22 protein-coding genes and 12 pseudogenes are annotated in these 25,608 nt (G+C 33.9%); 17 read left to right on the top strand and 17 right to left on the bottom strand.

The window, feature by feature from the left end; all coding sequences use genetic code 11:
• Both QWY92_RS20165 and QWY92_RS20160 read left to right on the top strand, forming a co-directional pair.
• Positions 1-764, top strand: a 764-nt coding sequence (locus tag QWY92_RS20165; protein ID WP_290274961.1) for a rhodanese-like domain-containing protein, incomplete at its 5' end; no start/stop codon positions are given.
• A gap of 24 nt (positions 765-788) precedes the next feature.
• Positions 789-995: a YgaP family membrane protein gene (locus tag QWY92_RS20160; RefSeq protein ID WP_290268282.1), complete on the top strand. Its 207-nt coding sequence runs from the start codon at positions 789-791 to the stop codon at positions 993-995.
• 78 nt (positions 996-1,073) lie between these two features.
• Here QWY92_RS20160 and QWY92_RS20155 read toward each other — a convergent pair whose 3' ends face one another.
• The 8 genes and pseudogenes from QWY92_RS20155 to QWY92_RS20125 all read right to left on the bottom strand — a co-directional run bounded on the left by QWY92_RS20155 (position 1,074) and on the right by QWY92_RS20125 (position 7,014).
• Entirely contained in the window at positions 1,074-1,349 is a 276-nt protein-coding gene (locus tag QWY92_RS20155; RefSeq protein ID WP_290268259.1) for an ATP-dependent Clp protease adaptor ClpS, read from the bottom strand.
• Positions 1,350-1,418: 69 nt separating this feature from the next.
• A pseudogene (gene prmA / locus QWY92_RS20150) lies at positions 1,419-2,256 on the bottom strand (50S ribosomal protein L11 methyltransferase).
• A 389-nt stretch (positions 2,257-2,645) separates the two neighbouring features.
• Positions 2,646-3,394 (bottom strand): annotated as a pseudogene (gene tpiA / locus QWY92_RS20145) (triose-phosphate isomerase).
• Between the two features lie 78 nt (positions 3,395-3,472).
• The gene (locus QWY92_RS20140) at positions 3,473-3,961 is read right to left on the bottom strand and encodes a TlpA family protein disulfide reductase (RefSeq protein ID WP_290268264.1); all 489 of its coding nucleotides are present in this window, start codon (positions 3,959-3,961) and stop codon (positions 3,473-3,475) included.
• A gap of 45 nt (positions 3,962-4,006) precedes the next feature.
• Positions 4,007-5,083 (bottom strand): ABC transporter permease, encoded by a 1,077-nt coding sequence (locus QWY92_RS20135; protein ID WP_290268284.1) that lies wholly within the window; start codon positions 5,081-5,083, stop codon positions 4,007-4,009.
• Positions 5,077-6,162, bottom strand: a complete 1,086-nt coding sequence (locus tag QWY92_RS20130) for a BT_3928 family protein (RefSeq protein ID WP_336622121.1) — start codon at positions 6,160-6,162, stop codon at positions 5,077-5,079. The genes QWY92_RS20135 and QWY92_RS20130 overlap by 7 nt, the downstream gene beginning before the upstream one ends.
• The gene (locus QWY92_RS20495) at positions 6,123-6,401 is read right to left on the bottom strand and encodes a MauE/DoxX family redox-associated membrane protein (RefSeq protein WP_336622120.1); all 279 of its coding nucleotides are present in this window, start codon (positions 6,399-6,401) and stop codon (positions 6,123-6,125) included. Before QWY92_RS20495 ends, QWY92_RS20130 begins: the two co-directional genes overlap by 40 nt.
• 70 nt (positions 6,402-6,471) lie before the next feature.
• Positions 6,472-7,014: a DUF1599 domain-containing protein gene (locus QWY92_RS20125; RefSeq protein WP_290268267.1), complete on the bottom strand. Its 543-nt coding sequence runs from the start codon at positions 7,012-7,014 to the stop codon at positions 6,472-6,474.
• A gap of 133 nt (positions 7,015-7,147) precedes the next feature.
• Between QWY92_RS20125 and folP (QWY92_RS20120) the strand changes: the two genes are divergently transcribed.
• The 3 genes and pseudogenes from folP (QWY92_RS20120) to QWY92_RS20110 all read left to right on the top strand — a co-directional run bounded on the left by folP (QWY92_RS20120) (position 7,148) and on the right by QWY92_RS20110 (position 9,482).
• Positions 7,148-7,972 carry a dihydropteroate synthase gene (folP, locus tag QWY92_RS20120; protein ID WP_290268269.1) on the top strand — a complete coding sequence of 275 codons (825 nt, stop codon included), beginning with the start codon at positions 7,148-7,150 and terminating at the stop codon, positions 7,970-7,972.
• Between the two features lie 12 nt (positions 7,973-7,984).
• Positions 7,985-8,668 carry a hypothetical protein gene (locus QWY92_RS20115; RefSeq protein WP_290268271.1) on the top strand — a complete coding sequence of 228 codons (684 nt, stop codon included), beginning with the start codon at positions 7,985-7,987 and terminating at the stop codon, positions 8,666-8,668.
• A 35-nt stretch (positions 8,669-8,703) separates the two neighbouring features.
• Positions 8,704-9,482 (top strand): annotated as a pseudogene (locus tag QWY92_RS20110) (diadenylate cyclase).
• Between the two features lie 50 nt (positions 9,483-9,532).
• Here the strand turns inward: QWY92_RS20110 and QWY92_RS20105 are convergent.
• Together QWY92_RS20105 and truA (QWY92_RS20100) are read right to left on the bottom strand one after the other, a co-directional pair.
• A pseudogene (locus QWY92_RS20105) lies at positions 9,533-11,300 on the bottom strand (ABC transporter ATP-binding protein).
• Positions 11,301-12,044, bottom strand: a complete 744-nt coding sequence (truA, locus tag QWY92_RS20100) for a tRNA pseudouridine(38-40) synthase TruA (RefSeq protein WP_290268278.1) — start codon at positions 12,042-12,044, stop codon at positions 11,301-11,303. It abuts the pseudogene before it with no gap.
• 92 nt (positions 12,045-12,136) lie between these two features.
• On the opposite strand from truA (QWY92_RS20100), the pseudogene QWY92_RS20095 reads away from it, so the two are divergent.
• Positions 12,137-12,642: pseudogene (locus tag QWY92_RS20095) on the top strand (metallophosphoesterase family protein).
• A 72-nt stretch (positions 12,643-12,714) separates the two neighbouring features.
• Here QWY92_RS20095 and QWY92_RS20090 read toward each other — a convergent pair.
• A complete protein-coding gene (locus tag QWY92_RS20090) occupies positions 12,715-12,798 on the bottom strand; it encodes a DUF4293 family protein (RefSeq protein ID WP_419761804.1) in 84 nt (27 codons plus the stop codon).
• Here QWY92_RS20090 and QWY92_RS20715 point away from each other — a divergent pair.
• On the top strand, positions 12,761-12,844 hold the full coding sequence (locus QWY92_RS20715; protein WP_419761803.1) for a DUF4293 family protein: 84 nt from the start codon (positions 12,761-12,763) through the stop codon (positions 12,842-12,844). The genes QWY92_RS20090 and QWY92_RS20715 overlap by 38 nt on opposite strands.
• Positions 12,845-12,962: 118 nt before the next feature.
• Here QWY92_RS20715 and QWY92_RS20085 read toward each other — a convergent pair.
• A pseudogene (locus QWY92_RS20085) lies at positions 12,963-13,418 on the bottom strand (metallophosphoesterase family protein).
• Between the two features lie 92 nt (positions 13,419-13,510).
• On the opposite strand from QWY92_RS20085, the gene truA (QWY92_RS20080) reads away from it, so the two are divergent.
• Together truA (QWY92_RS20080) and QWY92_RS20075 are read left to right on the top strand one after the other, a co-directional pair.
• On the top strand, positions 13,511-14,254 hold the full coding sequence (truA, locus tag QWY92_RS20080) for a tRNA pseudouridine(38-40) synthase TruA (protein ID WP_290268278.1): 744 nt from the start codon (positions 13,511-13,513) through the stop codon (positions 14,252-14,254).
• Positions 14,255-16,025: pseudogene (locus QWY92_RS20075) on the top strand (ABC transporter ATP-binding protein).
• A 45-nt stretch (positions 16,026-16,070) separates the two neighbouring features.
• Here QWY92_RS20075 and QWY92_RS20070 read toward each other — a convergent pair.
• The 3 genes and pseudogenes from QWY92_RS20070 to folP (QWY92_RS20060) all read right to left on the bottom strand — a co-directional run bounded on the left by QWY92_RS20070 (position 16,071) and on the right by folP (QWY92_RS20060) (position 18,412).
• The gene (locus QWY92_RS20070) at positions 16,071-16,856 is read right to left on the bottom strand and encodes a diadenylate cyclase (RefSeq protein ID WP_290268274.1); all 786 of its coding nucleotides are present in this window, start codon (positions 16,854-16,856) and stop codon (positions 16,071-16,073) included.
• A 36-nt stretch (positions 16,857-16,892) separates the two neighbouring features.
• Positions 16,893-17,576 carry a hypothetical protein gene (locus QWY92_RS20065; protein ID WP_290268271.1) on the bottom strand — a complete coding sequence of 228 codons (684 nt, stop codon included), beginning with the start codon at positions 17,574-17,576 and terminating at the stop codon, positions 16,893-16,895.
• Positions 17,577-17,588: 12 nt separating this feature from the next.
• Positions 17,589-18,412 (bottom strand): annotated as a pseudogene (folP, locus tag QWY92_RS20060) (dihydropteroate synthase).
• A gap of 133 nt (positions 18,413-18,545) precedes the next feature.
• Between folP (QWY92_RS20060) and QWY92_RS20055 the strand changes: the two are divergent.
• The 8 genes and pseudogenes from QWY92_RS20055 (at position 18,546) to QWY92_RS20025 (ending at position 24,499) form a co-directional block, all read left to right on the top strand.
• Positions 18,546-19,088: a DUF1599 domain-containing protein gene (locus QWY92_RS20055; protein ID WP_290268267.1), complete on the top strand. Its 543-nt coding sequence runs from the start codon at positions 18,546-18,548 to the stop codon at positions 19,086-19,088.
• Positions 19,089-19,158: 70 nt separating this feature from the next.
• Positions 19,159-20,466: a BT_3928 family protein gene (locus tag QWY92_RS20050; protein ID WP_290268266.1), complete on the top strand. Its 1,308-nt coding sequence runs from the start codon at positions 19,159-19,161 to the stop codon at positions 20,464-20,466.
• Between the two features lie 12 nt (positions 20,467-20,478).
• Positions 20,479-21,553: pseudogene (locus tag QWY92_RS20045) on the top strand (ABC transporter permease).
• Positions 21,554-21,695: 142 nt separating this feature from the next.
• Entirely contained in the window at positions 21,696-22,085 is a 390-nt protein-coding gene (locus QWY92_RS20040; protein ID WP_336622122.1) for a TlpA family protein disulfide reductase, read from the top strand.
• A 78-nt stretch (positions 22,086-22,163) separates the two neighbouring features.
• Positions 22,164-22,274 carry a triose-phosphate isomerase gene (locus QWY92_RS20710; protein WP_419761802.1) on the top strand — a complete coding sequence of 37 codons (111 nt, stop codon included), beginning with the start codon at positions 22,164-22,166 and terminating at the stop codon, positions 22,272-22,274.
• Positions 22,274-22,909: pseudogene (gene tpiA, locus QWY92_RS20035) on the top strand (triose-phosphate isomerase). Before QWY92_RS20710 ends, tpiA (QWY92_RS20035) begins: the two are co-directional and overlap by 1 nt.
• Positions 22,910-23,329: 420 nt before the next feature.
• Positions 23,330-24,155: pseudogene (gene prmA, locus QWY92_RS20030) on the top strand (50S ribosomal protein L11 methyltransferase).
• A 69-nt stretch (positions 24,156-24,224) separates the two neighbouring features.
• Positions 24,225-24,499: pseudogene (locus QWY92_RS20025) on the top strand (ATP-dependent Clp protease adaptor ClpS).
• Between the two features lie 76 nt (positions 24,500-24,575).
• On the opposite strand, the gene QWY92_RS20020 reads toward QWY92_RS20025, so the two are convergent.
• A complete protein-coding gene (locus QWY92_RS20020) occupies positions 24,576-24,782 on the bottom strand; it encodes a YgaP family membrane protein (RefSeq protein ID WP_290268282.1) in 207 nt (68 codons plus the stop codon).
• A gap of 24 nt (positions 24,783-24,806) precedes the next feature.
• A partial coding sequence (locus QWY92_RS20015; RefSeq protein WP_290268255.1) for a rhodanese-like domain-containing protein occupies positions 24,807-25,608 on the bottom strand: 802 nt, incomplete at its 5' end.

Genomic DNA, 25,608 nt, shown 5'->3' with positions numbered 1-25,608 from the left:
AATTTATAAAAGAAGTGCTTGATGGTATTGCTCCACCACCACAATATTTTGCAAAAAATGCCATGATGAATAAATCGGGCTACGATAATTTTGAAACTATTCTAAAAAAAGGAGATACACCACTTTCTCCAGAAGCTTTTGAAGCGATGGCTAATAGTGAAGATGCTTTAGTTTTAGACGTTAGGCATCAAGACGATTTTGTAAAAGGCCATATTCCTAATTCTATTTCTATTGGTATTCAAGGTGGGTTTGCGCCATGGGTTGGAGCTTTAATAACCGATTTAAAACAACCTATTTTACTTGTAGTTCCTGAAGGAAAGGCACAGGAAACTGTTACTAGACTATCTCGTGTAGGTTACGATAATACTTTAGGCTACTTAGAAGGTGGCATAGAAAGCTGGAAAACCGCAGGAAAAGACATTGAAACCATTGATTCTATATCTGTAGATGAATTCTCTAAACGTTTTAATACTGAAAACATAGAAGTTTTAGACGTTAGAAAAGATGGAGAATATAACTCGGAGCATTTAAAAGGCGACAACGTTAAACATTTTGCCTTAGACTATATTAACGATAATATGAACAGTATCGATAAAAACCAAACTTATTACGTGCATTGTGCTGGTGGTTATCGCTCGGTAATAGCGGCTTCTATTTTAAAAGCAAGAGGTTTTGATAACTTAATTGATATTGCTGGTGGATTTGGAGCTATTAAAAATTCCGATTTACCAACCACAGATTTCGTATGTCCATCAACACTATAAATAATAGTCTTTTATTTTTTAGACATGGAAAAGAATATAGGTTCTATCGATAAAGCCATTAGAATACTTACTGGAATTACGGTTGCTTTACTGTATTATTTTAATATTATTTCAGGGACTTTAGCTTTTGTTTTAATGGTCGTTGCCATTATTTTACTGGTAACGAGTTTGATTAATTCCTGTCCAATTTATAGTCTTCTTAAAATAAACTCCACTAAAAAAGAAAAATAGAGAATTACATTAATAGCAAAAAAAAGACCTTTCAAATAAAATTTTGAAAGGTCTTTTTAATTTTTGCTTATATATATTTTACACGAGCTCGGCACTTAAACCAGCTTCTAACAGCATAGAACAGCGTGGTTTTAAATCGTCTAGCAAACCGGTTTTTACGGTACATTTCCCTTTGTAATGCACTAACATAGCACATTGTTCTGCTTGCTCTGGCGTGTGCTCGCAAGCATAAATTAATGTCTCGATAACATGGTCGAAGGTGTTTACATCATCGTTATGCAAAACAATCTCGTTTTGAGTTAAAACCTCCTCTTCTAATAATAATTCTTCAGATGTTTGTTCTCTTGTACTCATAATAATCCTTTGTTTTTTCAAATATTTTTTCGTTAGAAAAAGCATTTACATTAGCCATTAATTATTCTACTAATTTAGAAATTTTAACGATACCCAATTGTTTCTTTCTAACTTTTCTTCAAATTTTAACAAATGTTTTTTCGCATTCCGCTGTAATTAACGGAATATCCTCAGCGTAAAATCCGCTTAAAAACAACATCCCATTTTCATTTAAGCAAGATGCATAAACCCCCATATCTTGCAGTAAGATATTACGGTTAATATTAGCTATAATAACATCGTAACTTTTGCCTTTTAAAACAGAAGCATCACCTTCTATTACTGTAATATGTTTCGCATTATTACGCTCTACATTTTCCAAACTATTAAGGTAACACCAGTTATCATAATCTACCGCGTCTAAAGGTTTTGCGCCTTTCATTTCAGCTAAAATCGCCAAAACACCAGTACCACAACCCATATCTAAAACCGATTTATCTTTTAAATCTGTTTTTAATACATGTTGAATCATCATGTGCGTGGTTTCGTGATGCCCCGTACCAAAACTCATTTTTGGCTCTATAATAATATCGTAAGTTGTATCTGGTTTCTCATGAAATGGTGCACGTACAGAACAGGCATCATCAACAATGATAGGATTGAAATTCTTTTCCCATTCCTCGTTCCAGTTGGTTTGTTCTATTTCGTTGAATTCGTAGGTAATTTCGAATTCATCAGAGTTCAATATTTGAATATCGTCTAAAATATCGGCATTCCATTCTTCTTTTTGAATGTATGCTGTGGCACCATCTTCGTTTTCTACAAAGCTTTCGAAACCGGCGTAACCCAATTCGGCTATTAAGATTTCGACTGCGGGTTGTAATGGTTTTACTTTAAATTGATACCCGATATAAATAATGTTTGACATGACGTGTTTTATTAGAGTGCAAATTTAAGTGTTATTAACGGAGTTCGTTATAAAATTTTATTAAAAATTAGTTTGAAGTGGTTACTTTATTACGGTTCTAGTCCTGCCAACATTAGTAGATATCACGCACAATTCCGTAAACCAGATTTGTTTTTCCTTTTCAAGAAAACAAAAAACACCTTACAATTGAATGATAAGGTGTTTTTAATATGGTACTGGGTTGGCCCGCGTTAGGGATTGAGGCTTTGTTGGAGCTCTTTTTGTGTGGTTGCACTTATGCAACACAAAAAAGCGACTGCCAAAATATTTATATTCATGAGTTCTTTAATTGAAAAATAAGACGGCACGAATAAAGCCCGACCCTTTTCGGGGAACGCCCAAATTATTTTTTAAAAGGCATTTACAATTGCGAAAAATCTTCAGCATTTAAAGCTGCTCCACCAATTAAACCGCCATCGACGTCTGGTTTAGAGAAAATTTCTTCAGCATTTGCTGGCTTAACACTACCTCCGTAAAGGATTGAAACCTCATCGGCTACATCATTTCCGTATTTATCGGCTAGTGTTTTTCTAATAAACGCATGCATATCTTGTGCTTGCTCTGGGCTCGCTGTTTCGCCTGTACCAATAGCCCAAACAGGCTCGTAAGCTAAAACGATGTTCTGAAATGCCGCTGCATCTAAATGAAACAAAGCGTTTTTAATTTGGTTACCTACAATGGTTTCTTCGTTACCCGATTTTCTGTCGGCTAATTCTTCTCCAAAACAAAAGATAACGCGCATTCCTTTTGCTAAGGCTGCATCTACTTTTTTTGCTAATAACTCGTCGGTTTCATTAAAATATTCACGACGTTCGCTATGCCCTAATATTACGGTATTGATACCGATACTTTTTAACATGCTTGCGCTAATTTCGCCAGTATAGGCGCCATTTTCGGCAAAGTGCATGTTTTGTGCAACGACTTCAATATTTGACATTTTTAAAGTTTGATATGCCTGAAATAAATTGGTGTATGTTGGTGCCACCATTACTTCGGCATTAGAGGTTGTTCTTTGGTTTTTTAAGGCGGTTAATAAAGATTCAGTTTGTGCTAAATCGTTATTCATTTTCCAGTTTCCTGCTACAATATTTTTTCTCATGGCTGAAATTAACCTTACCAATACAAGCAAGGTGTCTTTTTATTAGTTAATAATTGTTGTTTTCTACTGCTAAAATAGTTAATTTTTTAATGCTTCTATCAACTTATCGTCATCAGCTTCGATAACATTAAATACAACGATTTCGCCAGCTTTATTTATTACCATATATCTTGGAATCCAACTGATGTTTAAAAAATCGGCAAAATCGCAATCTTTTGCATTTGGCATAAAGTAATGATCGCCTTCCACTTGGTATTTCACAATACCGCGTTGCCACGCCCCTTGTTCTCTATCTAAAGATAAAAATACATAAGCTACATCTGGATTATTAGCTTGTAATGCTTTAACTTTTGGCATACCTTTAATGCAATCGCTGCACCAAGACGCCCAAACATCTATAACGATAGTTTTGCCTTTATGCTTATCTAATATGCTTTGAAAGGTTACTTCTGTACCGTTTTGAGCGATGAAGGTATCGTTTAAAGCTTCGGTTGAAAATTGCTTTGGCTCATCTTTACAGCTTAAAAAACTAATTAATAAAATGAAAATATACTTTAACTTGTTCATATAAAAAGGGTTTGAAAATGTTTACGCTTTCGCGGAAATAAAAATTTATTTTAATTTCACTTTTGGGTCTAACCAAACATAGATTAAGTCGACAAAAATGTTGATAATTACAAATAACACGGCAATAACTAAAACGGCGCCCATTATGACGGGTAAATCGAGTGTATTAAGCGCATTAACGATTTCTTTACCGAGGCCGTTCCATCCGAAAATATATTCTACAAAAACCGCGCCCGCTAGCATAGATGCAAACCAACCTGATATAGCGGTTACTACTGGGTTTAATGCATTTTTAACAGCATGTTTTTTTATGATTTGAAATTCGCTAAGTCCTTTAGCACGTGCTGTACGAATGTAATCTTGATTAAATACTTCCAACAATGAATTCCGCATTAACTGAATAACGACGGCCAAGGGACGAATACCTAAAACAACGGCTGGTAATATTAAATTTTTCCATTTAATATGCATGGCTTCGCCGAAATCGTCCAGTTCGTACAAACTGCCCGTCATTTCTAAATTAGTGTATTCGTGTAATAAAAAACCGAAAAACCAGGCAAAAAGAATAGCGCTAAAAAAGGACGGCACACTCATACCTAAAGTACTAAAAATCTGTATGGTTTTATCAATCCATTGATCTTTATATAATGCGGAAACAATGCCTAAAATAATACCCAAAATCATGGCGATTACAATAGCCGACACGGCTAAAACAAAAGTATTAGGTAAAGTTTCGGCTAGTACCTGACTTACTTTTTTGCCTTGTTTTGTAAAGGATTCTCGTAAATACGGGAATTTTAAAACGATTGTCGTATTTCCGATAGTAAATAAATTTGCTGCTGAATATTTTCCATCACGTAAAAAGGTGTAATCTTCCTTTTGATTGCAATGAAAGGAAATAGGCGACAAATCATTCAAGTAATAGAAATACTGTGTACTTACAGGTTTATCGAAACCGTATTTTTGTTTGACAATTGCGAGTTGTTCGCTGTCTTCATTTTGACCCAACATCATTTGAGCCGGATCGCCAGGAAGCACATTGAATAAAAAGAAAATAACGGTAACCACCCCAAATAATGTGAGGAAAGCGTAAGTTATTTTGTTTATTAAGTAGCTCAATATGGGTTATTAGTTTTATTTTTTAATGTCACTTTTACCATACTCGTGTAATCGCTATGGTTTGCGGCGTTTATAGAATCTAATTCAGTAGTTGATGTTTTTAAAACATTTACAGACTCAATAGTTTCGGTATTTAGACTATCAACTTCAGACTTTGTTGCTGTTACGTTATCTATTTGATATAAAATATGTTCAACTTTTACAGCTTCTGCCTGTCTTTCAACCTTTGGTAGTTTTAAATCTTTAAGATCGTTCCAATGTACTTTTTGCGTAATTGTACCTTTTTCTAAAGCAATAATTCCTGGATTAGAACGCACAATAGTTTTCAGTGCTTTTTCATCACATAAATAAAATTCAAAATCGATGTTATAATCTTCTTTTAAAGCCTGCTTCTCCGTATTTCCTGATGCCGTAAGTCCGATAATTTTATAGCCATTTTTACGAGCTTCGTCTTGTAAGGCCTTTAATTTTAAACCACCTGCACGCTCCATACTCTCTAAATTGTATGAAACTACGATAATTAAATGCTCATCATTTAAAAAAGTTTCTGTTAAATCTTCATCGTCCGATTCAATAGAAAAATCATAAATTGGAGGTTCATAACCTGCTGAAACTTCTTTGGTATCTACACTTATAAATTCGCCTTCTACGGTTGGGTAAGCGCCGTTAGTGGTTATTATTTTTTCTTCGCCACCTACTTTAAATTTCCATGAATATTCTACTACAGGTTTTGCAGCATCTTCGGGTACACTCATGCCTTCTTGAATATTTGCGCCAATTTTATAAGCTCTAAAATCTTTAGCTGGTAGGTGCATTAATACATGATAGCCAAACCATAAACTAAAAATAAAACTAAGTAAAGCCAAAATAGTTGTTGTTAATTTCCCGAAAAGAGGTTTAACATGTTTTGCTCCAACAAAGAGAATAAGAATAAAAAATAGTAGTACAATATCTTTAGTAAAACTTTCCCATGGCGTTAATTTTAGGGCATCGCCAAAGCAACCACAATCTTTTACTTTATCAAAATACGCAGAATAAAAAGTTAAGAAAGTAAAAATACAATCATTAATAATAAACTCCAAATCGTGAATTTTGGTTTATACCCAATAAGTAAGAACACGCCTAAAACCACTTCGAATACCACAACTAAAACCGATATCATTAAAGCGTAAGGCTCTAAAAAGGGTAGGTTTAAAACGTCAGGACTAAAATATTCGGCTAATTTGTATGAAAATCCCAACGGATCGTTCAGTTTAATTAATCCTGAAATAATGAATAATACACCAACAAATATCCGACTTATACTTACTAAAATTTTCATGCTTTTTTTATTTTAATTAAATGCTAAAACCGTCTGTTTCAACTTTAATCTTATTTTATTTATTTTTGATTTAAGCCTCTTGAGTCAGGTGAATCATTGCGAAAATGGCATAATTAATCATGTCCTGATAATTAGCATCAATGCCCTCGCTAACTATGGTTTTACCCTTATTATCTTCAATTTGCTTAACACGTAGTAATTTCTGCAAAATTAAATCGGTTAAACTACTTACTCGCATATCTCGCCAAGCCTCACCATAATCGTGATTTTTGTTTTCCATTAAGGTTTTGGTAGTCGCAATTTGCTTTTCGTAAAGTTCGGTAGCGGCTACAGTAGATAAATCGGGTTGTTCTACCACACCTTTCTCCAACTGAATAAGTGCCATAACCGAATAATTTATAATACCAATAAACTCGCTAATTTCTCCTTCGTCTACTTTTCTAACATCATTTTCTTGCAATCCTCGAATACGTTGTGCTTTAATAAAAATTTGATCGGTAAGCGATGGCAAACGCAGTATTCGCCATGCACTTCCGTAATCACTCATTTTTTTAATGAACAAACTTTTACAGGTATTTATAACGGCATCGTATTGTTTTGAGGTATCTTGCATGTATCGTTTAATTTTCTGTAAATTTCGCTTAAATTGTTTAAAGTTCAAAAGTTTTTAGAAGGAAGTTTGACGATACAATTTTAAAGTTTTACGTTTGATATTTAATAGGTAATATACTTGGATTTTTAACATTATGACGATCAATTGCAAAGGAAACCTCATTGATTTATCATCACCTAAAGTGATGGGTATTTTGAATATTACTCCAGATTCTTTTTATGATGGCGGACAACATAAAAACGAAAAACAAATGCTTCAACATACCGAAAACATGTTGACTGATGGCGCTACATTTATAGATATTGGCGCTTATAGTTCGCGACCAAATGCCGACCATGTTAGCGAAACCGACGAACTTAACCGTATTTTACCCATTGTAAAACTTATTTTAAAAGAATTTCCAAACACTTTAATTTCTATCGATACGTTTAGAAGCGCTATTGCAAAACATTGTATTGAAGCTGGCGCAGCTTTAATTAATGATATTTCGGCTGGAAAATTGGATACTGAAATGCTAAAAACAGTTGCCGATTTACAGGTCCCTTATATTATGATGCATATGCGTGGCGAACCGCAAACCATGCAAAACCATACCGATTACGATAATTTAGTAAAAGAGATGCTCTTTTATTTTTCCGAACGTTTGGCGGCTACAAAACAATTAGGCATTACCGATGTTATTATAGATCCCGGTTTTGGATTTGCAAAAACTCTAGAGCAAAATTTTGAATTACTGAACAAACTAGAATTATTTAAAATGATTGAACACCCAATGCTCGTTGGAATTTCTAGAAAATCGATGATATACAAAACGTTAAACACCACTGCCCAACACGCACTTAACGGCACCTCGGTTTTAAATACCGTTGCCCTCCAAAAAGGTGCTTCTATTTTACGCGTACATGATGTAAAAGAAGCTGTTGAATGTGTGAAATTAGTTGAATTGCTTCGTGCTTAGTTTTAATAAATTATGAAAAATATAGTCCCCCTTCTTATTCTATTATTTTTGTTTTCATGTGGAAATGAAAAAGTGTTGCAATTGCCAGAAATCAATCATTCCGAAATTTCGGAAATCAACGATGTTTCGGTGGCTTATCTTTTTTACGATGAAACCCAACCAGATAGTTTAGAATTGAATAGAAAAAACATTATTAACACCACAAATTGGTTGATTAATGTGGATAAACGCCTTAAGCTAAAACAAGTTATTCCGAAAATTTCATTTCTTCAAAAGAAAAAAGTAAGCGCTGGCCATCAAAAGGAAGGCGTTAAAAATTATTTCACTTGTCATGATACAAGTACGAAAAGCCCAGGATTTATTGAATTTACCGATATTACCTATCATCAAAACTCAGTTTCAGAATACTTAGAAACGGCTTCAACTTCAGAAAAAATAAAGCACGCCATACAAGTGAATATTAACGAAAGCCAAGAAATTACCATTATAAACTCCGTTTTAAATTCGCCCACTATAAATACATCCAAAAATAATTTAATTACCGATTTAAACCGTGTGGACATTAAAAACGGACAAATTTATTTAAGCTTTCACGAGAATTTACTCTTTCAAGAATACATTACTTACAAAATGCTATTCGATAAAGTAGGTTTTGACAAAACAACGATATCACAAGAAGAATTTATTTTTAATTAACTCTAATTTACTAAATTTACAAAAACACACTACCCTTGGAAATTTTTAATGACCTTTTAAACTTTAAAATCGTTGATATTATAGATGTTATTTTAGTCGCAGTACTACTTTACTACGTTTATAAACTAACAAAAGGCACGGTTGCCATCAATATTTTTATTGGCATTATTATAATATATTTTGTTTGGAAACTTACCGAATTCTTAGAAATGGAATTGCTTACCGGCATTTTCGGAGGCTTTATGCAAGTAGGAATTATCGCGCTTATTGTCGTTTTTCAACCTGAAATTAGAAAGTTTTTATTGATGGTAGGATCTACTAATTTTAATGGGAGACGTAAATTTTTACAACAATTTAAATTCTTAAAAACCGAAACTAGCGATGGCACTGATGTGGACGTTATTGTATCGGCATGTAATAAAATGGCGATGACTAAAACGGGCGCTTTAATAGTTTTTGAACGGAATAATAATTTAGATTTTATTGCCGACTCTGGAGATGAAATGAATATTAAAGTTACTCAACCTATTATTGAAAGTATTTTTTTTAAAATAGTCCGCTGCATGATGGAGCCATCATTATAAATGATAATATTGTTAAGGCCACTCGTGTAATTCTTCCTGTTAATAACGAAAAAAACATACCAAAACGCTTTGGTTTACGCCACCGCGCTGCTATTGGTGTTACTGAAAAAACAGATGCCTTAGCCTTAGCGGTAAGTGAAGAAACAGGACATATTTCTTATTTTAAAGATGGTGAATTTGTAGTTTTCGAAAACAACGCCGAATTAATAGCGCTTATTAAAAAGATTTAGCGTAATTCCTGTTCTATATTTTTCAAATTACAAGGCAACCTAACAAAACTCTAAGCAACATCTTGCTTTAAAAACTGCACTTCGTATAAGTTTCTATAATAGCCATTTTCTTTTTGAAGTAGCTCATTATGCGTGCCTTGTTCTACAATTTCGCCAGCATCCATAACAATAATTTTATCGGCCTTTTTAATGGTTGCCAAACGATGTGCGATAACAATTGAGGTTCTACCCTTTGTGATTTTATCGGTAGCATTTGAATAAGTTGCTCCGAATAAGAATCGACTGACGACGTGGCTTCATCTAAAACCAAAATACTTGGGTTTGTAACATAAGCACGTAAAAATGAAATAAGTTGACGTTGACCAGATGAAAGCATCACACCACGTTCCTTCACATTGTAATGATAGCCGTTTGGAAGACTCATAATAAAATCGTGAATACCAATAGCTTTTGCAGATTCTATAACTTCGGCTTCTGTTATTTCTGGATTATTAAGTGTAATATTATTAAGAATAGTATCGGCAAACAAAAAAACATCTTGTAAAACTACCGCTATTTGACTTCTTAAAGATTGTAAAGTAACATCCTTTATATTGACATCATCAACAGCAATAATACCTTCTTTAATTTCGTAAAAACGATTCAATAAATTAATAATGGTCGATTTCCCTGCTCCAGTTGCACCAACGATAGCAACGGTTTCTCCCGCTTTTACATCAAAAGAAATACCTTTTAGTACGGCTTCATCTTCAACATAATTAAAAAACACGGTATCAAACTTAATATTGCCTTTAAAATTTTCTGCTATATGTGTGCCATGGTCGTCTATTTGTGATGTGGTATCTAACACTTTAAATACACGGTTTGCTGCGACCATACCCATTTGTAAAGTATTGAATTTATCTGCAATTTGACGCAAGGGTCTAAACAACATCGGGATAAACATGATGAAAGCAATTAAATCGCCTTGTGAAACATCGGTACCTTTTAAAACCACGTGTAAACCACCATACCAAGCCACTAGTCCTGTAGCGATAGATGCTGACAAATCGGGCAATGGAAAGAAAATGGAGTTATACCAAACGGTTTTTAACCACCCCTTTTTATGGCGTTCGTTAATGGCTTTAAATTTTCTTAACTCGGTATCTTCTCGAGTAAAAAGTTGTAAAATCTTCATTCCTGTTAAGCGTTCTTGCACAAAGGAATTTAAATTAGACACCTCGGTACGCACTTCTTCAAAAGCCTTTTTCATTACTTTTTGAAAAATTCGAGTGGCGTATATTAACAAAGGAAGCATAATAAAAACCATGAGGCTTAATTTCGCATTAATATATACCATTACGGCAAAAACAACAATCATGGTAAGTAAATCTTTAACAATCATGAATAATCCTTGTCCGAAAATATCTGCAATTCGTTCCATATCAGTCACCGCTCGAGTAATGAGGACACCTACGGAAGAACTATCGTAATACTTCATTTTAAAACTCAGTAAATGATTGAATAGTTTAGTACGCACATCTTTTACTAAATTTTGCCCCAACCAAGCTGCATAATAAATAAAGCCAAGTTGAAACACGGTTTGAAGTATGAGTACTACAAACATAATAATCACGTAAAACAGGAAATCGTCAACCTTATTAACAGCAATACTATTATCAATGGCATATTTAGTTAAATAAGGCGTTGCCGCACTAAAGGCCGCCAACAACACCACCATAACTAGTAAGCTTATAAAAACGAAATTATACGGTTTTATATATGTAAACAACCTTTTAAAAGGGTGATATCAAAAATATTTTCTTTCGGTTTGCTCATTTATATTATTATATCTTGAGGATATTCTACGTTTATTAAATATAAGCCATGTGCAGGAACTGAAAAGCCAGCTTCGCTCCTATTTTTAGACTTAATAATATGATGTAATTGGTCTACGGGAATTTTCCCTAAACCAATATTTATTATGGTGCCAACAATGGCGCGGACCATGTTTCGCAAAAAACGGTCGGCCTTAATGGTGAACTGAAGTTCGTTTTCAACAAGCTGCCAATCGGCTTTCATTATAGTACATAAAAAAGTTTTTACTTCTGTTTTACTTTTTGAAAAACATTGAAAATCGTTGTATTCAAATAGAATTTTAGCAGCTGCTTTCATTTTATCCACATCCAAACTATGTTTTACGTAATAAGCGCTCTCGTTATTAAAAACATCTTTTTGTAACGAAACTCGATACAAATAAGTACGGCTTATGGCATGAAAACGCGCATGTACATCATCTTTCACTTGAAAAATAGCTTGCACGGCGACATCTTTTGGTAAAAACGAATTGAGCTTAAACACAAAATTCGGATCATTTAAAGTAGCCTCAAAATCAAAATGAGCAAACATTTGTTTAGCATGCACACCAGTATCTGTACGACCTGCCCCCATTATTGAAATAGGTGTTCTGAGCAAAGTAGACAATGCTTTTTCTAAAACTTCTTGAACAGAAATAGCATCGGGCTGAATTTGCCACCCGTGATAGGCACTACCATTATAAGAGAGTTCTATAAAATATCGCAATTTGTTTTAATACTTTTGTTGAAACAACAAATATAGCTAGTTTTGCCGTGCTTGCGAAAGCCCTAATCTTAATTATATATTAAAAGATTTTAATGACCAAAATATTACTCCTTTCAGACACCCATAGTTATATAGACGATGCCATTTTAAAACATGTAAAACAAGCCGATGAAGTATGGCATGCTGGTGATATTGGCGACTTAAAAGTAACCGACGCCATAAAAAAACTAAAACCTTTACGAGGGGTATATGGCAATATTGATGATGCTAAAGCCCGAGGTGAATTTCCTGAACACAATCGTTTTATGTGCGAAGATGTGGATGTTTGGATTACCCATATTGGTGGTTATCCTCCAAAATATAATATTAGAGTCGTTGAAGAAATCAAGAAAAACCCACCACGTATTTTTATTTCAGGACATTCTCATATACTTAAAGTTATGCCCGATAAGAAGCTAAATCTTATTCATATGAATCCTGGTGCTGTAGGAAAACATGGCTTTCATAAGGTTCGAACCATGCTGCGCTTCACTATTGAAGGAAAAAGATAGATAATTTAGAAGTTATTGAATTTCCAGACAGACACCCGAAAGTTTAATTCCAAAAATAAAAAAACTCCGAAAGTTTTCACTTCGGAGTTTTACGCACTAATAGTACTAAGATGTTAGGTTTATCGTAATCGATCAACAGATTTTACAAGTTCTTCATCCTTCTTGATGGCCTTATTGGCTGGCACATTTGCCAATAAGGCCATCAAGAAGGATGAAGAACTTGTAAAATCTGTTGATCGATTACGATAAACCTAACATCTTAGTACTATTAGTGCGTAAAACTCCGAAGTGAAAACTTTCGGAGTTTTTTTATTTTGGAATTAAACTTTCGGGTGTCTGTCTGGAAATTCAATAACTTCTAAATTATCTATCTTTTTTCTTCAATAGTGAAGCGCAGCATGGTTCGAACCTTATGAAAGCCATGTTTTCCTACAGCACCAGGATTCATATGAATAAGATTTAGCTTCTTATCGGGCATAACTTTAAGTATATGAGAATGTCCTGAAATAAAAATACGTGGTGGGTTTTTCTTGATTTCTTCAACGACTCTAATATTATATTTTGGAGGATAACCACCAATATGGGTAATCCAAACATCCACATCTTCGCACATAAAACGATTGTGTTCAGGAAATTCACCTCGGCTTTAGCATCATCATATTGCCATATACCCTCGTAAAGGTTTTAGTTTTTTTATGGCGTCGGTTACTTTTAAGTCGCCAATATCACCAGCATGCCATACTTCATCGGCTTGTTTTACATGTTTTAAAATGGCATCGTCTATATAACTATGGGTGTCTGAAAGGAGTAATATTTTGGTCATTAAAATCTTTTAATATATAATTAAGATTAGGGCTTTCGCAAGCACGGCAAAACTAGCTATATTTGTTGTTTCAACAAAAGTATTAAAACAAATTGCGATATTTTATAGAACTCTCTTATAATGGTAGTGCCTATCACGGGTGGCAAATTCAGCCCGATGCTATTTCTGTTCAAGAAGTTTTAGAAAAAGCATTGTCTACTTTGCTCAGAACACCTATTTCAATAATGGGGGCAGGTCGTACAGATACTGGTGTGCATGCTAAACAAATGTTTGCTCATTTTGATTTTGAGGCTACTTTAAATGATCCGAATTTTGTGTTTAAGCTCAATTCGTTTTTACCAAAAGATGTCGCCGTGCAAGCTATTTTTCAAGTGAAAGATGATGTACATGCGCGTTTTCATGCCATAAGCCGTACTTATTTGTATCGAGTTTCGTTACAAAAAGATGTTTTTAATAACGAGAGCGCTTATTACGTAAAACATAGTTTGGATGTGGATAAAATGAAAGCAGCTGCTAAAATTCTATTTGAATACAACGATTTTCAATGTTTTTCAAAAAGTAAAACAGAAGTAAAAACTTTTTTATGTACTATAATGAAAGCCGATTGGCAGCTTGTTGAAAACGAACTTCAGTTCACCATTAAGGCCGACCGTTTTTTGCGAAACATGGTCCGCGCCATTGTTGGCACCATAATAAATATTGGTTTAGGGAAAATTCCCGTAGACCAATTACATCATATTATTAAGTCTAAAAATAGGAGCGAAGCTGGCTTTTCAGTTCCTGCACATGGCTTATATTTAATAAACGTAGAATATCCTCAAGATATAATAATATAAATGAGCAAACCGAAAGAAAATATTTTTGATATCACCCTTTTTAAAAGGTTGTTTACATATATAAAACCGTATAATTTCGTTTTTATAAGCTTACTAGTTATGGTGGTGTTGTTGGCGGCCTTTAGTGCGGCAACGCCTTATTTAACTAAATATGCCATTGATAATAGTATTGCTGTTAATAAGGTTGACGATTTCCTGTTTTACGTGATTATTATGTTTGTAGTACTCATACTTCAAACCGTGTTTCAACTTGGCTTTATTTATTATGCAGCTTGGTTGGGGCAAAATTTAGTAAAAGATGTGCGTACTAAACTATTCAATCATTTACTGAGTTTTAAAATGAAGTATTACGATAGTTCTTCCGTAGGTGTCCTCATTACTCGAGCGGTGACTGATATGGAACGAATTGCAGATATTTTCGGACAAGGATTATTCATGATTGTTAAAGATTTACTTACCATGATTGTTGTTTTTGCCGTAATGGTATATATTAATGCGAAATTAAGCCTCATGGTTTTTTATTATGCTTCCTTTGTTAATATACGCCACTCGAATTTTTCAAAAAGTAATGAAAAAGGCTTTTGAAGAAGTGCGTACCGAGGTGTCTAATTTAAATTCCTTTGTGCAAGAACGCTTAACAGGAATGAAGATTTTACAACTTTTTACTCGAGAAGATACCGAGTTAAGAAAATTTAAAGCCATTAACGAACGCCATAAAAAGGGGTGGTTAAAAACCGTTTGGTATAACTCCATTTTCTTTCCATTGCCCGATTTGTCAGCATCTATCGCTACAGGACTAGTGGCTTGGTATGGTGGTTTACACGTGGTTTTAAAAGGTACCGATGTTTCACAAGGCGATTTAATTGCTTTCATCATGTTTATCCCGATGTTGTTTAGACCCTTGCGTCAAATTGCAGATAAATTCAATACTTTACAAATGGGTATGGTCGCAGCAAACCGTGTATTTAAAGTGTTAGATACCACATCACAAATAGACGACCATGGCACACATATAGCAGAAAATTTTAAAGGCAATATTAAGTTTGATACCGTGTTTTTTAATTATGTTGAAGATGAAGCCGTACTAAAAGGTATTTCTTTTGATGTAAAAGCGGGAGAAACCGTTGCTATCGTTGGTGCAACTGGAGCAGGGAAATCGACCATTATTAATTTATTGAATCGTTTTTACGAAATTAAAGAAGGTATTATTGCTGTTGATGATGTCAATATAAAGGATGTTACTTTACAATCTTTAAGAAGTCAAATAGCGGTAGTTTTACAAGATGTTTTTTTGTTTGCCGATACTATTCTTAATAATATTACACTTAATAATCCAGAAATAACAGAAGCCGAAGTTATAGAATCTGCAAAAGCTATTGGTATTCACGATTTTATTATGAGTCTTCCAAACGGCTATCATTACAATGTGAAGGAACGTGGTGTGATGCTTTCATCTGGTCAACGTCAACTTATTTCATTTTTACGTGCTTATGTTACAAACCCAAGTATTTTGGTTTTAGATGAAGCCACGTCGTCAGTCGATTCTTATTCGGAGCAACTTATTCAAAATGCTACCGATAAAATCACAAAGGGTAGAACCTCAATTGTTATCGCACATCGTTTGGCAACCATTAAAAAGGCCGATAAAATTATTGTTATGGATGCTGGCGAAATTGTAGAACAAGGCACGCATAATGAGCTACTTCAAAAAGAAAATGGCTATTATAGAAACTTATACGAAGTGCAGTTTTTAAAGCAAGATGTTGCTTAGAGTTTTGTTAGGTTGCCTTGTAATTTGAAAAATATAGAACAGGAATTACGCTAAATCTTTTTTAATAAGCGCTATTAATTCGGCGTTGTTTTCGAAAACTACAAATTCACCATCTTTAAAATAAGAAATATGTCCTGTTTCTTCACTTACCGCTAAGGCTAAGGCATCTGTTTTTTCAGTAACACCAATAGCAGCGCGGTGGCGTAAACCAAAGCGTTTTGGTATGTTTTTTTCGTTATTAACAGGAAGAATTACACGAGTGGCCTTAACAATATTATCATTTATAATGATGGCTCCATCATGCAGCGGACTATTTTTAAAAAAAATACTTTCAATAATAGGTTGAGTAACTTTAATATTCATTTCATCTCCAGAGTCGGCAATAAAATCTAAATTATTATTCCGTTCAAAAACTATTAAAGCGCCCGTTTTAGTCATCGCCATTTTATTACATGCCGATACAATAACGTCCACATCAGTGCCATCGCTAGTTTCGGTTTTTAAGAATTTAAATTGTTGTAAAAATTTACGTCTCCCATTAAAATTAGTAGATCCTACCATCAATAAAAACTTTCTAATTTCAGGTTGAAAAACGACAATAAGCGCGATAATTCCTACTTGCATAAAGCCTCCGAAAATGCCGGTAAGCAATTCCATTTCTAAGAATTCGGTAAGTTTCCAAACAAAATATATTATAATAATGCCAATAAAAATATTGATGGCAACCGTGCCTTTTGTTAGTTTATAAACGTAGTAAAGTAGTACTGCGACTAAAATAACATCTATAATATCAACGATTTTAAAGTTTAAAAGGTCATTAAAAATTTCCAAGGGTAGTGTGTTTTTTGTAAATTTAGTAAATTAGAGTTAATTAAAAATAAATTCTTCTTGTGATATCGTTGTTTTGTCAAAACCTACTTTATCGAATAGCATTTTGTAAGTAATGTATTCTTGAAAGAGTAAATTCTCGTGAAAGCTTAAATAAATTTGTCCGTTTTTAATGTCCACACGGTTTAAATCGGTAATTAAATTATTTTTGGATGTATTTATAGTGGGCGAATTTAAAACGGAGTTTATAATGGTAATTTCTTGGCTTTCGTTAATATTCACTTGTATGGCGTGCTTTATTTTTTCTGAAGTTGAAGCCGTTTCTAAGTATTCTGAAACTGAGTTTTGATGATAGGTAATATCGGTAAATTCAATAAATCCTGGGCTTTTCGTACTTGTATCATGACAAGTGAAATAATTTTTAACGCCTTCCTTTTGATGGCCAGCGCTTACTTTTTTCTTTTGAAGAAATGAAATTTTCGGAATAACTTGTTTTAGCTTAAGGCGTTTATCCACATTAATCAACCAATTTGTGGTGTTAATAATGTTTTTTCTATTCAATTCTAAACTATCTGGTTGGGTTTCATCGTAAAAAAGATAAGCCACCGAAACATCGTTGATTTCCGAAATTTCGGAATGATTGATTTCTGGCAATTGCAACACTTTTTCATTTCCACATGAAAACAAAAATAATAGAATAAGAAGGGGGACTATATTTTTCATAATTTATTAAAACTAAGCACGAAGCAATTCAACTAATTTCACACATTCAACAGCTTCTTTTACATCATGTACGCGTAAAATAGAAGCACCTTTTTGGAGGGCAACGGTATTTAAAACCGAGGTGCCGTTAAGTGCGTGTTGGGCAGTGGTGTTTAACGTTTTGTATATCATCGATTTTCTAGAAATTCCAACGAGCATTGGGTGTTCAATCATTTTAAATAATTCTAGTTTGTTCAGTAATTCAAAATTTTGCTCTAGAGTTTTTGCAAATCCAAAACCGGATCTATAATAACATCGGTAATGCCTAATTGTTTTGTAGCCGCCAAACGTTCGGAAAAATAAAAGAGCATCTCTTTTACTAAATTATCGTAATCGGTATGGTTTTGCATGGTTTGCGGTTCGCCACGCATATGCATCATAATATAAGGGACCTGTAAATCGGCAACTGTTTTTAGCATTTCAGTATCCAATTTTCCAGCCGAAATATCATTAATTAAAGCTGCGCCAGCTTCAATACAATGTTTTGCAATAGCGCTTCTAAACGTATCGATAGAAATTAAAGTGTTTGGAAATTCTTTTAAAATAAGTTTTACAATGGGTAAAATACGGTTAAGTTCGTCGGTTTCGCTAACATGGTCGGCATTTGGTCGCGAACTATAAGCGCCAATATCTATAAATGTAGCGCCATCAGTCAACATGTTTTCGGTATGTTGAAGCATTTGTTTTTCGTTTTTATGTTGTCCGCCATCATAAAAAGAATCTGGAGTAATATTCAAAATACCCATCACTTTAGGTGATGATAAATCAATGAGGTTTCCTTTGCAATTGATCGTCATAATGTTAAAAATCCAAGTATATTACCTATTAAATATCAAACGTAAAACTTTAAAATTGTATCGTCAAACTTCCTTCTAAAAACTTTTGAACTTTAAACAATTTAAGCGAAATTTACAGAAAATTAAACGATACATGCAAGATACCTCAAAACAATACGATGCCGTTATAAATACCTGTAAAAGTTTGTTCATTAAAAAAATGAGTGATTACGGAAGTGCATGGCGAATACTGCGTTTGCCATCGCTTACCGATCAAATTTTTATTAAAGCACAACGTATTCGAGGATTGCAAGAAAATGATGTTAGAAAAGTAGACGAAGGAGAAATTAGCGAGTTTATTGGTATTATAAATTATTCGGTTATGGCACTTATTCAGTTGGAGAAAGGTGTGGTAGAACAACCCGATTTATCTACTGTAGCCGCTACCGAACTTTACGAAAAGCAAATTGCGACTACCAAAACCTTAATGGAAAACAAAAATCACGATTATGGTGAGGCTTGGCGAGATATGCGAGTAAGTAGTTTAACCGATTTAATTTTGCAGAAATTACTACGTGTTAAGCAAATTGAAGATAATAAGGGTAAAACCATAGTTAGCGAGGGCATTGATGCTAATTATCAGGACATGATTAATTATGCCATTTTCGCAATGATTCACCTGACTCAAGAGGCTTAAATCAAAAATAAATAAAATAAGATTAAAGTTGAAACAGACGGTTTTAGCATTTAATTAAAATAAAAAAAGCATGAAAATTTTAGTAAGTATAAGTCGGATATTTGTTGGTGTATTATTCATTATTTCAGGATTAATTAAACTGAACGATCCGTTGGGATTTTCATACAAATTAGCCGAATATTTTAGTCCTGACGTTTTAAACCTACCCTTTTTAGAGCCTTACGCTTTAATGATATCGGTTTTAGTTGTGGTATTCGAAGTGGTTTTAGGCGTGTTCTTACTTATTGGGTATAAACCAAAATTCACGATTTGGAGTTTATTATTAATGATTGTATTTTTTACTTTCTTAACTTTTTATTCTGCGTATTTTGATAAAGTAAAAGATTGTGGTTGCTTTGGCGATGCCCTAAAATTAACGCCATGGGAAAGTTTTACTAAAGATATTGTACTACTATTTTTTATTCTTATTCTCTTTGTTGGAGCAAAACATGTTAAACCTCTTTTCGGGAAATTAACAACAACTATTTTGGCTTTACTTAGTTTTATTTTTAGTTTATGGTTTGGCTATCATGTATTAATGCACCTACCAGCTAAAGATTTTAGAGCTTATAAAATTGGCGCAAATATTCAAGAAGGCATGAGTGTACCCGAAGATGCTGCAAAACCTGTAGTAGAATATTCATGGAAATTTAAAGTAGGTGGCGAAGAAAAAATAATAACCACTAACGGCGCTTACCCAACCGTAGAAGGCGAATTTATAAGTGTAGATACCAAAGAAGTTTCAGCAGGTTATGAACCTCCAATTTATGATTTTTCTATTGAATCGGACGATGAAGATTTAACAGAAACTTTTTTAAATGATGAGCATTTAATTATCGTAGTTTCATACAATTTAGAGAGTATGGAGCGTGCAGGTGGTTTAAAATTAAAGGCCTTACAAGACGAAGCTCGTAAAAATGGCTATAAAATTATCGGACTTACGGCATCAGGAAATACGGAGAAGCAGGCTTTAAAAGAAGATTATAACATCGATTTTGAATTTTATTTATGTGATGAAAAAGCACTGAAAACTATTGTGCGTTCTAATCCAGGAATTATTGCTTTAGAAAAAGGTACAATTACGCAAAAAGTACATTGGAACGATCTTAAAGATTTAAAACTACCAAAGGTTGAAAGACAGGCAGAAGCTGTAAAAGTTGAACATATTTTATATCAAATAGATAACGTAACAGCAACAAAGTCTGAAGTTGATAGTCTAAATACCGAAACTATTGAGTCTGTAAATGTTTTAAAAACATCAACTACTGAATTAGATTCTATAAACGCCGCAAACCATAGCGATTACACGAGTATGGTAAAAGTGACATTAAAAAAATAAAACTAATAACCCATATTGAGCTACTTAATAAACAAAATAACTTACGCTTTCCTCACATTATTTGGGGTGGTTACCGTTATTTTCTTTTTATTCAATGTGCTTCCTGGCGATCCGGCTCAAATGATGTTGGGTCAAAATGAAGACAGCGAACAACTCGCAATTGTCAAACAAAAATACGGTTTCGATAAACCTGTAAGTACACAGTATTTCTATTACTTGAATGATTTGTCGCCTATTTCCTTTCATTGCAATCAAAAGGAAGATTACACCTTTTTACGTGATGGAAAATATTCAGCAGCAAATTTATTTACTATCGGAAATACGACAATCGTTTTAAAATTCCCGTATTTACGAGAATCCTTTACAAAACAAGGCAAAAAAGTAAGTCAGGTACTAGCCGAAACTTTACCTAATACTTTTGTTTTAGCCGTGTCGGCTATTGTAATCGCCATGATTTTGGGTATTATTTTAGGCATTGTTTCCGCATTATATAAAGATCAATGGATTGATAAAACCATACAGATTTTTAGTACTTTAGGTATGAGTGTGCCGTCCTTTTTTAGCGCTATTCTTTTTGCCTGGTTTTTCGGTTTTTTTACACGAATACACTAATTTAGAAATGACGGGCAGTTTGTACGAACTGGACGATTTCGGCGAAGCCATGCATATTAAATGGAAAAATTTAATATTACCAGCCGTTGTTTTAGGTATTCGTCCCTTGGCCGTCGTTATTCAGTTAATGCGGAATTCATTGTTGGAAGTATTTAATCAAGATTACATTCGTACAGCACGTGCTAAAGGACTTAGCGAATTTCAAATCATAAAAAAACATGCTGTTAAAAATGCATTAAACCCAGTAGTAACCGCTATATCAGGTTGGTTTGCATCTATGCTAGCGGGCGCGGTTTTTGTAGAATATATTTTCGGATGGAACGGCCTCGGTAAAGAAATCGTTAATGCGCTTAATACACTCGATTTACCCGTCATAATGGGCGCCGTTTTAGTTATTGCCGTGTTATTTGTAATTATCAACATTTTTGTCGACTTAATCTATGTTTGGTTAGACCCAAAAGTGAAATTAAAATAAATTTTTATTTCCGCGAAAGCGTAAACATTTTCAAACCCTTTTTATATGAACAAGTTAAAGTATATTTTCATTTTATTAATTAGTTTTTTAAGCTGTAAATGAGCCAAAGCAATTTTCAACCGAAGCTTTAAACGATACCTTCATCGCTCAAAACGGTACAGAAGTAACCTTTCAAAGCATATTAGATAAGCATAAAGGCAAAACTATCGTTATAGATGTTTGGGCGTCTTGGTGCAGCGATTGCATTAAAGGTATGCCAAAAGTTAAAGCATTACAAGCTAATAATCCAGATGTAGCTTATGTATTTTTATCTTTAGATAGAGAACAAGGGGCGTGGCAACGCGGTATTGTGAAATACCAAGTGGAAGGCGATCATTACTTTATGCCAAATGCAAAAGATTGCGATTTTGCCGATTTTTTAAACATCAGTTGGATTCCAAGATATATGGTAATAAATAAAGCTGGCGAAATCGTTGTATTTAATGTTATCGAAGCTGATGACGATAAGTTGATAGAAGCATTAAAAAATTAACTATTTTAGCAGTAGAAAACAACAATTATTAACTAATAAAAAGACACCTTGCTTGTATTGGTAAGGTTAATTTCAGCCATGAGAAAAAATATTGTAGCAGGAAACTGGAAAATGAATAACGATTTAGCACAAACTGAATCTTTATTAACCGCCTTAAAAACCAAAGAACAACCTCTAATGCCGAAGTAATGGTGGCACCAACATACACCAATTTATTTCAGGCATATCAAACTTTAAAAATGTCAAATATTGAAGTCGTTGCACAAAACATGCACTTTGCCGAAAATGGCGCCTATACTGGCGAAATTAGCGCAAGCATGTTAAAAAGTATCGGTATCAATACCGTAATATTAGGGCATAGCGAACGTCGTGAATATTTTAATGAAACCGACGAGTTATTAGCAAAAAAAGTAGATGCAGCCTTAGCAAAAGGAATGCGCGTTATCTTTTGTTGGAGAAGAATTAGCCGACAGAAAATCGGGTAACGAAGAAACCATTGTAGGTAACCAAATTAAAAACGCTTTGTTTCATTTAGATGCAGCGGCATTTCAGAACATCGTTTTAGCTTACGAGCCTGTTTGGGCTATTGGTACAGGCGAAACAGCGAGCCCAGAGCAAGCACAAGATATGCATGCGTTTATTAGAAAAACACTAGCCGATAAATACGGAAATGATGTAGCCGATGAGGTTTCAATCCTTTACGGAGGTAGTGTTAAGCAGCAAATGCTGAAGAAATTTTCTCTAAACCAGACGTCGATGGCGGTTTAATTGGTGGAGCAGCTTTAAATGCTGAAGATTTTTTCGCAATTGTAAATGCCTTTTAAAAAATAATTTGGGCGTTCCCCGAAAAGGGTCGGGCTTTATTCGTGCCGTCTTATTTTTCAATTAAAGAACTCATGAATATAAATATTTTGGCAGTCGCTTTTTTGTGTTGCATAAGTGCAACCACACAAAAAGAGCTCCAACAAAGCCTCAATCCCTAACGCGGGCCAACCCAGTACCATATTAAAAACACCTTATCATTCAATTGGTAAGGTGTTTTTTGTTTTCTTGAAAAGGAAAAACAAATCTGGTTTACGGAATTGTGCGTGATATCTACTAATGTTGGCAGGACTAGAACCGTAATAAAGTAACCACTTCAAACTAATTTTTAATAAATATTTTTTAACTAACTCCGTTAATAACATTAAATTAATACACTCTAATAACTTAATTTGCACTCTAATAAAACACGTCATGTCAACATTATTTATATCGGGTATCATTTAAAGTAAAACCATTACAACCCGCAGTCGAAATCTTAATAGCCGAATTGGGTTACGCCGGTTTCGAAAGCTTTGTAGAAAACGAAGATGGTGCCACAGCATACATTCAAAAAGAAGAATGGAATGCCGATATTTTAGACGATATTCAAATATTGAACTCTGATGAATTCGAAATTACCTACGAATTCAACGAATAGAACAAACCAACTGGAACGAGGAATGGGAAAAGAATTTCAATCCTATCATTGTTGATGATGCCTGTTCTGTACGTGCACCATTTCATGAGAAACCAGATACAACTTACGATATTATTATAGAGCCAAAAATGAGTTTTGGTACGGGGCATCACGAAACCACGCACATGATGATTCAACATGTATTAAAAACAGATTTAAAAGATAAATCGGTTTTAGATATGGGTTGTGGTACTGGTGTTTTGGCGATTTTAGCTGAAATGAAAGGCGCAAAACCTTTAGACGCGGTAGATTATGATAACTGGTGTTACCTTAATAGTTTGGAAAATGTAGAGCGTAATAATGCGAAACATATTACAGTAATAGAAGGTGATGCTTCTGTTTTAAAAGGCAAAAGTTACGATGTTATTATAGCTAATATTAACCGTAATATCTTACTGCAAGATATGGGGGTTTATGCATCTTGCTTAAATGAAAATGGGATGTTGTTTTTAAGCGGATTTTACGCTGAGGATATTCCGTTAATTACAGCGGAATGCGAAAAACATTTGTTAAAATTTGAAGAAAAGTTAGAAAGAAACAATTGGGTATCGTTAAAATTTCTAAATTAGTAGAATAATTAATGGCTAATGTAAATGCTTTTTCTAACGAAAAAATATTTGAAAAAACAAAGGATTATTATGAGTACAAGAGAACAAACATCTGAAGAATTATTATTAGAAGAGGAGGTTTTAACTCAAACGAGATTGTTTTGCATAACGATGATGTAAACACCTTCGACCATGTTATCGAGACATTAATTTATGCTTGCGAGCACACGCCAGAGCAAGCAGAACAATGTGCTATGTTAGTGCATTACAAAGGGAAATGTACCGTAAAAACCGGTTTGCTAGACGATTTAAAACCACGCTGTTCTATGCTGTTAGAAGCTGGTTTAAGTGCCGAGCTCGTGTAAAATATATATAAGCAAAATTAAAAAGACCTTTCAAAATTTTATTTGAAAGGTCTTTTTTTGCTATTAATGTAATTCTCTATTTTTCTTTTTTAGTGGAGTTTATTTTAAGAAGACTATAAATTGGACAGGAATTAATCAAACTCGTTACCAGTAAAATAATGGCAACGACCATTAAAACAAAAGCTAAAGTCCCTGAAATAATATTAAAATAATACAGTAAAGCAACCGTAATTCCAGTAAGTATTCTAATGGCTTTATCGATAGAACCTATATTCTTTTCCATGTCTAAAAAATAAAAGACTATTATTTATAGTGTTGATGGACATACGAAATCTGTGGTTGGTAAATCGGAATTTTTAATAGCTCCAAATCCACCAGCAATATCAATTAAGTTATCAAAACCTCTTGCTTTTAAAATAGAAGCCGCTATTACCGAGCGATAACCACCAGCACAATGCACGTAATAAGTTTGGTTTTTATCGATACTGTTCATATTATCGTTAATATAGTCTAAGGCAAAATGTTTAACGTTGTCGCCTTTTAAATGCTCCGAGTTATATTCTCCATCTTTTCTAACGTCTAAAACTTCTATGTTTTCAGTATTAAAACGTTTAGAGAATTCATCTACAGATATAGAATCAATGGTTTCAATGTCTTTTCCTGCGGTTTTCCAGCTTTCTATGCCACCTTCTAAGTAGCCTAAAGTATTATCGTAACCTACACGAGATAGTCTAGTAACAGTTTCCTGTGCCTTTCCTTCAGGAACTACAAGTAAAATAGGTTGTTTTAAATCGGTTATTAAAGCTCCAACCCATGGCGCAAACCCACCTTGAATACCAATAGAAATAGAATTAGGAATATGGCCTTTTACAAAATCGTCTTGATGCCTAACGTCTAAAACTAAAGCATCTTCACTATTAGCCATCGCTTCAAAAGCTTCTGGAGAAAGTGGTGTATCTCCTTTTTTTAGAATAGTTTCAAAATTATCGTAGCCCGATTTATTCATCATGGCATTTTTTGCAAAATATTGTGGTGGTGGAGCAATACCATCAAGCACTTCTTTTATAAATTCTTCACGCGTCATATCAGCACGTAAAGCATAATTTGTT

This window comes from Algibacter miyuki (assembly GCF_030409805.1).
Classification (GTDB): Bacteria; Bacteroidota; Bacteroidia; order Flavobacteriales; family Flavobacteriaceae; genus Algibacter; species Algibacter miyuki.
The sequence above is the reverse complement of the archived record's forward strand: the minus strand, read 5'-3'. Positions and strand labels throughout refer to the sequence as shown.

Excerpts from the sequence above, each read along its gene's own strand:
- QWY92_RS20055 (WP_290268267.1), top strand. The coding sequence starts at position 18,546 with ATGCAAGATACCTCAAAACAATACGATGCCGTTATAAATACCTGTAAA.
- QWY92_RS20065 (WP_290268271.1), bottom strand. The coding sequence starts at position 17,576 with ATGAAAAATATAGTCCCCCTTCTTATTCTATTATTTTTGTTTTCATGT.
- QWY92_RS20155 (WP_290268259.1), bottom strand. The coding sequence starts at position 1,349 with ATGAGTACAAGAGAACAAACATCTGAAGAATTATTATTAGAAGAGGAG.
- QWY92_RS20115 (WP_290268271.1), top strand. The coding sequence starts at position 7,985 with ATGAAAAATATAGTCCCCCTTCTTATTCTATTATTTTTGTTTTCATGT.
- QWY92_RS20050 (WP_290268266.1), top strand. The coding sequence starts at position 19,159 with ATGAAAATTTTAGTAAGTATAAGTCGGATATTTGTTGGTGTATTATTC.
- QWY92_RS20715 (WP_419761803.1), top strand. The coding sequence starts at position 12,761 with ATGGCCTTATTGGCTGGCACATTTGCCAATAAGGCCATCAAGAAGGAT.
- QWY92_RS20020 (WP_290268282.1), bottom strand. The coding sequence starts at position 24,782 with ATGGAAAAGAATATAGGTTCTATCGATAAAGCCATTAGAATACTTACT.
- folP (WP_290268269.1), top strand. The coding sequence starts at position 7,148 with ATGACGATCAATTGCAAAGGAAACCTCATTGATTTATCATCACCTAAA.
- QWY92_RS20160 (WP_290268282.1), top strand. The coding sequence starts at position 789 with ATGGAAAAGAATATAGGTTCTATCGATAAAGCCATTAGAATACTTACT.
- QWY92_RS20710 (WP_419761802.1), top strand. The coding sequence starts at position 22,164 with ATGAGAAAAAATATTGTAGCAGGAAACTGGAAAATGAATAACGATTTA.
- QWY92_RS20495 (WP_336622120.1), bottom strand. The coding sequence starts at position 6,401 with ATGAAAATTTTAGTAAGTATAAGTCGGATATTTGTTGGTGTATTATTC.
- QWY92_RS20125 (WP_290268267.1), bottom strand. The coding sequence starts at position 7,014 with ATGCAAGATACCTCAAAACAATACGATGCCGTTATAAATACCTGTAAA.
- QWY92_RS20090 (WP_419761804.1), bottom strand. The coding sequence starts at position 12,798 with ATGGCCTTATTGGCAAATGTGCCAGCCAATAAGGCCATCAAGAAGGAT.
- QWY92_RS20140 (WP_290268264.1), bottom strand. The coding sequence starts at position 3,961 with ATGAACAAGTTAAAGTATATTTTCATTTTATTAATTAGTTTTTTAAGC.